Raw genomic sequence first — 7,665 nt, forward strand, 5'->3', positions numbered from 1 at the left:
GCACCAACCCTGCGGGACGGACTGCCGGCAACCCCATGTCCTCGAGCTGCCGCAGCACGTCGTACTCCTTGACGGCGACCCGCGGGGGCATGTCCTTGACCGCCCAGAGCTGATCGTCGGCGTCGACGAACTTCACCAGGTGGCGGCTCATCCCCACTGCGATGTCGCGCAACGGAACGTCGGGGGCCACCCACTCCGACAACGGGCGGTCCCACGGCAGCCCGAGGAGACCTGGAGTCGGTGCCCGGAGCCGAAACTCCGGCGCGCGCATGGTCAGTTGATGCGCTCGCCAGTCTGCGGGTGGAACAGGTGAACCTTGCCCTCCGGCTTCCTGCGCAACTCCACGGTGTCCGCGAGCCTGACCGGCGTGCGTGACAGCGACCGCGCCACCAACTGAACATCCGGGTGGGCGTGGGTGTAGAGGTAGGTCTCGCTACCCAGGTCCTCGATGAGGTCGATCACCACGTCGATACCGCCACCATCGGAGACCTCGAAATCCTCGGGTCGGATACCGACCGTGACCTTGTCGACCCCTGCCTCGTGCAGTTTGGTCAACTGGTCGCGCTCAAGCGGCAGGGTGGAATCCTCGCTGATCCGGACGCCGTCCGCCGTGATCGGTGCCGCCTCAATCAGATTCATCGCGGGCGACCCGATGAAACCGGCGACGAACGCATTGGCCGGACTGTCGTACAGCTCGTGTGGCGAGGCGAATTGTTGCAGCTTCCCAAAGCGCAGCACGGCGACCCGGTCCCCCATCGTCATCGCCTCGACCTGGTCGTGCGTGACGTAGACGGTGGTGGTGCCGAGCCGGCGTTGCAGCGCCGCGATCTGGGTACGGGTCTGCACGCGCAGTTTCGCGTCCAGGTTCGAGAGCGGCTCGTCCATGCAGAAGACCTGGGGCTCACGCACGATGGCACGGCCCATCGCGACGCGCTGCCGCTGGCCGCCGGACAACTTGGCGGGCTTTCGATCCAGGTGTTCCGTCAGGTCGAGGATCTTCGCCGCGTCCTCGACCTTCTTGCGTCGCTCGGCCGCCGAAACGCCACGCAGCTTCAGCGCGAAGCCCATGTTCTCGGCGACCGTCTTGTTCGGGTACAGCGCGTAGTTCTGGAACACCATCGCGATGTCGCGGTCCTTGGACGCGACACCCGTCATGTCCTTGCCGCCGATCTCGATCGCGCCCTCGTCGATGTCCTCGAGTCCGGCGAGCATCCGCAGTGCGGTGCTCTTGCCCGAGCCGGACGGGCCGACCAGGACGATGAATTCGCCGTCCTGAATGTCGAGGTTGAGGTTGTCAACTGCGAGCTTGTCGGACCCCTCGTAGATGCACGAGGCGTTCTTGTAGGTGATTGCAGCCATGGCTCATTGCTCCTTTGAAGTGAGGGAAAGTTACTTGATTGCGCCGAACGAAAGTCCGCGCACCAGCTTGTTCTGGGCGAACCACCCGCACAGGATCACGGGAAGTGCGGCCATGGTTGCGGCCGCGGACAACACGGCCCAGTACTGACCCTCACCGGCGATGAAGCCGACGAGGTACACCGGCATGGTCTGAGCATTCACCGCGGTCAGGTTCACCGCGAGGAAGAACTCGTTCCAAGCAAAGATGACGCAGATCAACGCCGTCGCCGCGATGCCGGGTGAGACCAAAGGAAGGATCACCTCTCGCACCGATCGCCACAGACTCGCGCCGTCAAGGCTGGCGGCCTCGAGGAGTTCGCCAGGCACCTCGAGGAAGAACGAGCGCATCATCCAGATGGCGATCGGCAGGTTCATCGAGGTGTAGAGGATGACCAGGGCCCAGATATTGTCCAGCAGACCGATATTGGACACGATCACGTACAGCGGCAGGATCGCCGCGACGACGGGCAGCATCTTCGTGCTCATGAAGAAGAACAACGCGTCCGACGTCTTGCGAACTGGTCGCAGCGACAGCGCGAATGCCGCGGGGACACCGAGAAGCAGCACCAGAATCGTCGACATACCGGTGGCGAACACCGAGTTCAGCATCGCGGGCCCGATGCCCTGATCGAAGACTGCACTGTACTGATCCAGGGTCGGGGTGAAGAACAACGTCGGCGGACTGGTCGCGGCGTCGCTTTCCTGCTTGAACGATGTCAGGACCATCCAGAACACCGGGAAGAAGAACCCGAGTCCGACGAGCCAAGCCACCACTGCCCACGGGCTGAACTTCTTGGACTTCTTCTTCCGGACGGGCGCCGCATCGCTTGTCGCCGTGGTTCTTTCGACTGTTGTCGTCATGTCAGGCTGCCTCTTCCTTGCCGGAGAACGATTTGAAGATCAACCGAAGCGCAAAGCTGGCGATGATCATCGTGAAGATGACGACCACCACGCCCATGGCGGCGGCCTGGCCCATGTCGAACCCGAGGAACGCGCGCTGGTAGATGTAGAACGGTAGGTTCGCACTGGCGACGCCCGGTCCACCCTGCGTCATCATGAAGATCGCGTCGAACGTGTTGACCAGGTAGATCGCACCCAACACCACGCCTAGTTCGATGAATCGCCGCAGGTGCGGCAGGGTCAGCTCCCGGAAGAGCTGGAACGCGCCGGCGCCGTCGACTCGGCCCGCCTCGAGTTGGTCGCGCGGCATCGAGGTGAGGCCAGCCAGGATGAGCAGCATCATGAAAGGCGTCCACTGCCAGATGAGTTCGACCATCACCATCGACAGCGGGAAGTTGCCGATCCAGTCCACCTTGCCGATGCCGACCAGTGACAGCAGCCAGTTCAGGATGCCGTTGTTGGGGTCGAGGATCGTGGTCTTCCAGATCAGGGCGCCCGCAACGGGGGTGATCAGAAACGGCGTGATCAGCAGCGTCCGGATCACCCCGCGGCCCAGGAATGCCCGATCCAGCAGCAGGGCCAGCAACAAGCCGAGCAGGGCCGAGACGAGCACGACGACGACGATCAGGATGACCGTGTTCAGGGCCACCGTCCAGAACTGGCTGTCCTGGACCACCGCAATGTAGTTGTTGAGCCCCACGAATTTCCGTGACCCTGGCCGAACCAGGTTCCAGGACAACGTCGAGTAGTACAGCGTGAACAGGAACGGCACCTGCGTCACGGCGATCATGAAGATCAGCGCGGGCAGCAGCGGTCCACGCCTGCGCCAGCCCTCGGCGCGGCTTACGCCGGTGTCCTGGGCCTCCCGGATCTTGCGGACCCGTTCGGCCACTGCCTCCTGACTGGCGTCTGACTCGGTATCAGCAGTAAGAGTCATCACTTCTCCTGGTATGTCTTGCCGACGACCTCGGCGTATTTCTGAGCTTGCTCCATCGCGGCGTCCACCGACTTCTGCCCGGCGATCGCTGCACTGATCTGCTGACTGACCCGCGTCCCCAGATCCTGGAATTCGGGGATCCCGACGAACTGCACCCCGGTGTACGGAACCGGCTGAACCGTAGGCTTGTTCGGAGTCGCGTCCGTGATCGACTTCAGCGTCAACGGACCGTAGGACTTCGAGATCGCTTGGTATTCCGGCAGATCGGTGTAGGTGGAGGTCCGGCTACCGGGTGGGACGCGCGCCCAGCCCAGCTTCTCGCCGACCAGCTTCATGTAGTCCTTGCTGGTCATCCAGGAGATGAACTTCCAGGCGCCGTCGGGGTTCTTGGCTCCCTTCGGGATGCCCAGTGCCCAGGTGTAGAGCCAGCCCGAATTGGGCTTCTCGGCGATGGGCGCAGGCAGGTAACCGATCTTGCCGACCAGATCCGGGTAGGTCTTGGGATCCTCGAGAACCGAGACCGCCGACGTCGCGTCGTACCACATCGCCGTCTGCCCCTGACCGAACAGGTTGGCGCACTCCTGGAAACCGGTTGAGGAGGCACCTAATTCGCCGGATTTCTTGATGGTGTCGACGTAGAAGTTGACCGCCTTCTTGACCTCCGGGCTGTTGAGTTGCGCGTTCCACTGGTCGTCGAACCAGCGTCCGCCGAAGGTGTTGATCACGGTGTCCAACGGTGCCAGCACCTCGCCCCAACCCGGCTTGCCGCGCAGGCAGATGCCTGCCCGGTCCTCGGTCTTCAACTGATCCGCCCACCCAGCGACCTCTTGCCACGTGGGCTGATAGTTCGGATCCTCGTTGACCTTGATGCCGGCCTGTTCGAACATGTCCTTGCGATACATCAGGAACGACGACTCGCCGTAGAACGGGACCGAGTACATGTTGCCCTCGTACGACAGTGAGTCCCGCAGCGACGGGATGAAGTCGTTCTCGTCGTAGCCGGGCGTGTTCTTCGCGTAGTCCGAAAGGTTCAGCAGCCAGCCATCCTTCGCCCACTGCGGCGTTTCAAAGTTGCTGATCATCACGACGTCGAACTGACTGCCCCCCATCGCGGTCGACATCGTGATCTTGGCTCGCGCCTGGTTCTCCGACAGCGAGATGAACTTCAGTTTCGTGCCGGGGTTCGCCTTCTCGAACTCCGACGACAGCTTCTGGGCGTCCGTCATCTGCGAGTTGGACACCAGGGCAATCGTCACCTCGTTCGCCGATGACCCCAGGCTTCCCGCACCCGCACAGCCGGCTGTCAACAGCAGACCGGCGGCGACGGTGCACACCGCGAGCTTGTGTAGCACCCTTCGTGTCGCTTTCATCTTCTCCCCACTCCTCGTCGAGTAATACTTGGTTTCCGTCATGCGTTCTGTTCATCCAAAAGCCAACGTGCACACTCGATATCGCAGACCAAGAGCTTCGCCAGACCGCCGCGCAGCGCGGCGCGGGTGGCCTGGTGCTTGGGCGGCCCGCTGCACACCAGAATCGTCTTCTCGCATCTGCGGATGTCCTCCAGCGGCACCGACACCGCACGGTGCGCAAGCTCGGTGACCACCGCTGCGCCATCGGCGTCGAAGAACCGGCCGCCGATCTCACCCACCGCTCCGAGCGACACCAGTTCGTCGAGCATCCTGGTGTCGAGGAAGCTGCCCTCGAACAGCGTGGTGGAGGTAGTCGTGGACCCGACGCCGAACAGCATGGTGTCAGCGCGTCGGCCCGCCTCCAGCGTCCGCGAGATCACCGAGTCGCTACGCATCGAGACCACGGTGGACGGGTCCGCGTACAGCGGGGCGGGTAGCCGCATCGCGCTGGCCCGCAACATGTCCGCGCCGCGACTGAGGATGAACTCCATGCCCGTCTGGTACGCAGCGGTGGACATGGCACCGTCGAGTTGGACCACGACGCGGCAGCTCGCCACACCGGGCGTCAACGCCGTGACGGCGGCGACCTGCTCCGGTCCCCAGGTGAGGCCGAGGATGTCGTTCTCCGAGAGACGCCGCATCAGAAGTGCACCAGCGGCGCGGCCCAGGTGTCCCGTCACGACGGCCTCGGTGATCCCGTACCGCAGCTCGAGCTGGCGTTCCTCGTCGGCGAACAGGTCGTCCTTCATGGTCGGCGGCACGATGACCTCGATGCGAACCAGTCCGCGGGCCTTGGCCCTGGCGATCAGCCGTCCCGCCGTGGGGCGTGACACTCCGAGCTTGCCGGCGATCTCCGCCTGCGTGAGTCCGTCGAGGTAGTAGAGCGTGGCCGCGCGCAGGGCGAGACGTAGATCCTCCGGCGTCGCCCCGCCATTCGGAGCCGCATCGACGGGCGGCGCTGCGACCCTGCCGTTCGACCTCGGTGTCGTCACGGTCTCGCTCCAACCCTTCTCGCCCCGAGGTGAGCACATGCTCGGGGGTGCGTGTAGATGTTCATGACGCTAACATCTAAATGTGACCTACACAACACTTTCAGTATCGGGCCGAACGCGGGCCGCAATCCCAAATGCGACCTACCGAATAGACCTCGACTCCAACCGGGGTCCGGGTACCGTCAAGAAAGTGATGGTGCTGCCATGAAGCTCAACAACGCGTCCTTGCCACAGATCCCGATCGCCAAGCCGAGCTACGACCGCAGTGAGATCGGGATCGGCATAGTGCATTTCGGAGTGGGCGGCTTTCACCGGGCACACCAGGCGATGTACGTCGACCGACTGCTCGAGATGGGCAAGGCCAAGGAGTGGGGCATCTGCGGTGTCGGCGTGCTGCCGGGCGACCGCAAGATGGCGGACGTCATGGCCGACCAGGACGGCCTCTACACGTTGATCGCGATGAACCCCGACGGCAGTCGCGACGCACGGGTCATCGGCTCGATCGTGAAGTACCTCTTCGCGCCGGACGACCCCGAGGCCGTCATCGAACTGATCGCCGCACCGAGCACCCGCATCGTCTCGATGACGATCACCGAGGGCGGCTACTCCATCTCCGACGCCGGACCCGACAGCGTATTCGGACTGGTCACCGCCGCCCTCGCGCGTCGCAAGGACCGCGGAATTCCGTCGCCGACCATCGTGTCCTGCGACAACATCGAGGGCAACGGCGACGTGGCACGCGAGGCCTTCACCACATATGCGGAGCGGACGCAGCCCGAGCTGGCCGACTGGATGAAGGCCAACACCCGGTTTCCCAACTCGATGGTCGACCGCATCACGCCGGTCACCTCACCCGACGTGATCGAATACCTATCGACGGAGTTCGGGGTCGACGATCAGTGGCCCGTCGCCGCGGAGCCGTTCACCGCATGGGTGCTCGAAGACGACTTCCCGGCCGGTCGGCCCGCCTACGAAGACGTCGGCGTGCTGCTCGTCGAGGACGTCACACCGTACGAGCTGATGAAGTTGCGCCTGCTCAATGCCGGCCACCAGGCCCTGTGCTACTTCGCGTATCTGAGCGGCTACCGGATGGTGGCCGACGCCGCTGGCGATCCGCTGTTCGCCGAGTTCCTCCTCGAGTACATGGATTCGGAGGCCACGCCGACGCTGCTGCCCGTGCCGGGAATCGACCTCCCGGCGTTCAAGCAGACGGCGATCGAGCGGTTCGCCAACCCCAGCGTGCGCGACACCATCGTGCGCTTGTGCTTCGGCTCGTCGGACCGCATCCCACAGTGGCTGGTGCCCGTCATCAAGGACAACCTCGAGAGCGGCGAGCCCATCAGGCTATCTGCGGCCACCGTCGCGAGCTGGGCCCGTTACGCCGAGGGCGTCGACGAACAGGGCGAGGCGATCGACGTGCAGGACCAACTCGCCGAATCGCTCGTCCCACTGGCCAAGTCGCAACTCGAGAACCCGACGGCCTTCATCGACAACGTTGCGTTGTTCGGCAACCTCGGCAAGGAACAACGGTTCGTCGACGCCTACCTGTGGGCGCTGAACTCCCTGCACGAGGTCGGCGCCCGCGCGACGTTGGAGAGTCTGGTGCACGCGGATGCCAGCCCATGAAGGCCCGAAGACCATCGCGAGCGAGGATCGCAGCGAGGGACGAGCGAGGACCGGAACGAGCGGGAGTCGAGAAATGAATCCCCGCGCGCTCGTCATCGGCGAGGCCCTGATCGACATCGTCCAACGCGACGGCCGCATCCTCGGTGAGCACGTCGGGGGCAGCCCGCTCAACGTCGCGGTCGGGCTGGGCAGGCTGGACCGCGACGTCGACTTCCTCACTCACATCGGCGACGACGAGCGAGGCCGTCGAATCATCGACTACGTCGAAGCCTCCGGGGTTCGGTTGGTCCCGGGCAGCGTCACCGCCGCGCACACGCCGACGGCCTCGGCCCGGATCGACGAGACGGGCGCCGCGACCTACACGTTCGACATCGAGTGGCAGCTGACGGGAACGGCCGAGGTG

At 64.2% G+C, this 7,665-nt stretch carries 7 protein-coding genes and 1 pseudogene; 2 read left to right on the forward strand and 6 right to left on the reverse strand.

Annotation, left to right across the window (positions count from 1 at the left end):
- The 6 genes and pseudogenes from ACRDUX_RS32610 to ACRDUX_RS32635 form a co-directional block, all read right to left on the reverse strand.
- Window positions 1-271: pseudogene (locus ACRDUX_RS32610) on the reverse strand (DUF4032 domain-containing protein); the annotation flags it as partial.
- Between the two features lie 2 nt (window positions 272-273).
- Entirely contained in the window at window positions 274-1,359 is a 1,086-nt protein-coding gene (locus tag ACRDUX_RS32615) for an ABC transporter ATP-binding protein (protein WP_526420287.1), read from the reverse strand.
- 30 nt (window positions 1,360-1,389) lie between these two features.
- The gene (locus ACRDUX_RS32620; protein ID WP_319456752.1) at window positions 1,390-2,259 is read right to left on the reverse strand and encodes a carbohydrate ABC transporter permease; all 870 of its coding nucleotides are present in this window, start codon (window positions 2,257-2,259) and stop codon (window positions 1,390-1,392) included.
- A 1-nt stretch (window position 2,260) separates the two neighbouring features.
- On the reverse strand, window positions 2,261-3,235 hold the full coding sequence (locus tag ACRDUX_RS32625) for a carbohydrate ABC transporter permease (RefSeq protein WP_526420289.1): 975 nt from the start codon (window positions 3,233-3,235) through the stop codon (window positions 2,261-2,263).
- A complete protein-coding gene (locus tag ACRDUX_RS32630) occupies window positions 3,235-4,605 on the reverse strand; it encodes an ABC transporter substrate-binding protein (protein WP_526420291.1) in 1,371 nt (456 codons plus the stop codon). The genes ACRDUX_RS32625 and ACRDUX_RS32630 overlap by 1 nt, the downstream gene beginning before the upstream one ends.
- Before the next feature lie 38 nt (window positions 4,606-4,643).
- Window positions 4,644-5,636 carry a sugar-binding transcriptional regulator gene (locus ACRDUX_RS32635; protein WP_526420293.1) on the reverse strand — a complete coding sequence of 331 codons (993 nt, stop codon included), beginning with the start codon at window positions 5,634-5,636 and terminating at the stop codon, window positions 4,644-4,646.
- A 204-nt stretch (window positions 5,637-5,840) separates the two neighbouring features.
- Between ACRDUX_RS32635 and ACRDUX_RS32640 the strand changes: the two genes are divergently transcribed.
- Window positions 5,841-7,262: a mannitol dehydrogenase family protein gene (locus tag ACRDUX_RS32640; RefSeq protein WP_526420295.1), complete on the forward strand. Its 1,422-nt coding sequence runs from the start codon at window positions 5,841-5,843 to the stop codon at window positions 7,260-7,262.
- A gap of 73 nt (window positions 7,263-7,335) precedes the next feature.
- A partial coding sequence (locus ACRDUX_RS32645) for a PfkB family carbohydrate kinase (protein WP_526420297.1) occupies window positions 7,336-7,665 on the forward strand: 330 nt, incomplete at its 3' end.

The organism is Mycobacterium sp. (genome assembly GCF_050701675.1).
Taxonomy (GTDB): Bacteria; Actinomycetota; Actinomycetes; order Mycobacteriales; family Mycobacteriaceae; genus Mycobacterium.

What these genes read in the sequence shown, in the direction of transcription:
- ACRDUX_RS32625 (WP_526420289.1), bottom strand. Translation starts at nt 3,235, where the DNA reads ATGACTCTTACTGCTGATACCGAGTCAGACGCCAGTCAGGAGGCAGTG.
- ACRDUX_RS32630 (WP_526420291.1), bottom strand. Translation starts at nt 4,605, where the DNA reads ATGAAAGCGACACGAAGGGTGCTACACAAGCTCGCGGTGTGCACCGTC.
- ACRDUX_RS32640 (WP_526420295.1), top strand. Translation starts at nt 5,841, where the DNA reads ATGAAGCTCAACAACGCGTCCTTGCCACAGATCCCGATCGCCAAGCCG.
- ACRDUX_RS32620 (WP_319456752.1), bottom strand. Translation starts at nt 2,259, where the DNA reads ATGACGACAACAGTCGAAAGAACCACGGCGACAAGCGATGCGGCGCCC.
- ACRDUX_RS32615 (WP_526420287.1), bottom strand. Translation starts at nt 1,359, where the DNA reads ATGGCTGCAATCACCTACAAGAACGCCTCGTGCATCTACGAGGGGTCC.